General features: G+C 73.1%; 1 protein-coding gene. It reads right to left on the bottom strand.

The annotated features are described in order from the left end of the window. A partial coding sequence (locus E1300_RS48985; protein ID WP_131764084.1) for a SpnB-like Rossmann fold domain-containing protein occupies positions 1-2,661 on the bottom strand: 2,661 nt, incomplete at both ends.

The raw sequence follows: 2,661 nt of genomic DNA, 5'->3' as shown, positions 1-2,661 counted from the left end.
GTACTCCGGCGGCGTGGATGACGGTGGTGAGCGGGTGTTCGGCTGGGATGTCGGCCAGGAGGGCGGCGAGGGCTTCGGGGTCGGCGGTGTCGCAGGCGAGCGTCGTGACGGTGGCTCCGCCGGTGGTGCGGGTGGAGGTGCGGGCGTGCCGGCCGGCCAGGACGAGATGGCGGACGCCGTGCCTTCTCACGAGATGGTCGGCCACCAGCGAGCCGAGGGTCCCCGTGCCGCCGGTGATCAATACCGTCCCCTCCGGATCGAGGGTGTCGGGGAACGTCAGGACGACCTTGCCGGTGTGCCGCGCCTGGGCGACGTGCCGGAACGCGTCGGGCGCCTGCCGTACATCGAAAGCGGTCACCGGCAGCGGGCTGAGCGTGCCCTCCGCGAAGTGGCCGGCCAACTCGGCCAGCAGCGCGTGCAGCCGGTCGGTGCCGGGATCGAGGATGTCGTACGTCTGGTACGTCACCCCCGGATGGGCGGCGGAGGCGATCTCGTCGGCGTCGCGTATATCGGACTTGCCGAGTTCGACGAACCGGCCGCCGGGCGCCAGCAGGCCGAGTGAGACGTCGATGTGCGTCCCGGTCAGGCAGTTCAGTACCGCGTCGAAGCCACCGGCCGTCCGGAAGCGATCGCCGTACTCGGTCGTGCGAGAGGAGGCGATCCGGTCCGGCTCGACACCGAGACCGCGTAGGGCGGTCCACTTGGCGGGCGAGGCGGTCGTGTAGATGTCGGCGTTCCGGAGCCGGGCGAGCTGGAGCGCGGCCATGCCCACTCCGCCTGCGGCCGCGTGGATGAGGAGCCGCTGTCCTGGGCGCAGGCCGGCCAGGTCGCCGAGCGTGTAGGCCGCGGTCAGGAACGCGACCGGCACGGTGGCGGCCTGCGCGTACGACCAGTCCGGCGGTATCGGGACGACGAGCCGATGGTCGGTGATCGTGACCTGGCCGAGGCCGTGGGTGAGGAGCCCCATCACCCGATCACCGCGGGCGAGGCCGGCGACGTCCGGGCCGACGTCGGTCACTACTCCGGCGCCTTCCCCGGCCAGCGGCTTACCGTCGCGGACCATGCCGAGCGCGGTGACCACGTCGTGGAAGCTCAGCCCGCCCGCGCGGATGGCGACGCGGATCTCGCCGGACCGCAGCGGCCGAGCCGACTCGGGCCGGGACACCAGGGCGAGGCCGTCGAGCCCGCCCTCCCCAGTGAGTTCGAGCCGCCACGGGTCCCCGTCCGGTGCGGTCAGCACGTCGGCCGGCTCCATCCGTACGACCTCGGGCAGCAGGACGTGCCCCTCCCGTACGGCGATCTCGTCGATGCCGGCCAGGACCGCGGCCGTGACGAGGTCCCCGCACTCGGCCACGTCCTGGTCCAAATCGGCGATCGCGAAACGATCCGGGTGTTCCGTCCGCGCCGAGCGGACCAGACCCCACGCCGGTGCCGCCGCGAGATCGCCGATCCGGTCGCCCGGCCTGACGGACGTCGCGCCGCGCGTCACCAGTAGCAGCCGGGACGTGGCGAACCGTTCGTCGGCGAGCCAGGCCCGCAGCAGGCCCAGTGCCCGCTCGGCGCAGCCGTGCGCGCCCTCCGGGCTACCGTCCCCGGCGATCCGCGCCACGACGACTGCCGGTACGGGCTCGGTCAGCGATGTGAGGTCGTCGCCGTCCAGCACCGAGTACGAGCCGGTGGCTCGCGGGGCGATCGACGTCCGCCGCCAGCGGAGGCGGTGCAGCGGCGGGGCGTCCGCCGCGGCGGCGAGCTGGTCACCGGCCATCGGCCGCAAGGTCAGGGACTCCACGTCCAGAACGGGTTCGCCCACGTCATCGACCACGGTGACGGACAGGGCGGCCTCGCCGGTGATGGCCGCCCGGACGCGCAGCGCGGTCGATCCCGTGGAGTGGAGGTGCACACCCCGCCAGGCGAACGGCACCTGCGCTGACCCCTCGGCCGGGGCGAGCAGCGCGGCCGGGTGCAGGGCGAGGTCGAGGAGCGTGAAGTCGGTGGTGCCGGGCGGAACGGCGATCTCGGTGTAGGCCGTGTTGCCGTCGCGCCAGGCGGCGTCGAACCGGAATGCGGGTCCGTAGCTCAGGCCACGGGCGAGGAGGTCCTGGTAGAGCGCGTCGGCATCGACGGGGGAGGCGTCGGGCGGTGGCCAGCTTCCCGCGGTGGACGGGCTCGCGACCGCCTTGCTCAGCGTGCCGGCGGCGTACTCGTTCCATTCCGCCGCGTCGCTCTGGCGGGCGTGGACGGTGACGACGCGGCGATCGTCGGAGTCCGGCGGCCTTACGACGACCTGGAGGTCGAGGGCGCTCCGCTCCGGCAGGATCAGCGCGGCCCGCAGGACGAGTTCGTCGAGCCGGTGGTATCCGGTGCGGGCCGCGGCCTGGAGCGCGAGATCGAGCAGGGCGGTACCGGGGACCACGGCGATGCCGTGGACCGTATGATCGGCCAGCCATCCCTGGGGGGCGAGCGCGATGCGGCCGGTGAGGATCAACGTTCCGTCCCGCGCGGATTCGGTGGCGCTATGCAGGAACGGATGGTCGAGCGCGGGTTCGGTGCCGGACGGTGGCGTGAGCCAGTAGTGGTGGTGTTGGAAGGGGTAGGTGGGGAGGGTGGTGGTGGGGTGGTGGGGTGTGGGTTGGGGTTTCCAGTGGGGGTGGTGGGTGAGGT

Source organism: Actinomadura fibrosa (assembly GCF_900659615.1).
In the GTDB taxonomy this organism is placed as follows: Bacteria; Actinomycetota; Actinomycetes; order Streptosporangiales; family Streptosporangiaceae; genus Spirillospora; species Spirillospora fibrosa.
The sequence above is the reverse complement of the archived record's forward strand: the minus strand, read 5'-3'. Positions and strand labels throughout refer to the sequence as shown.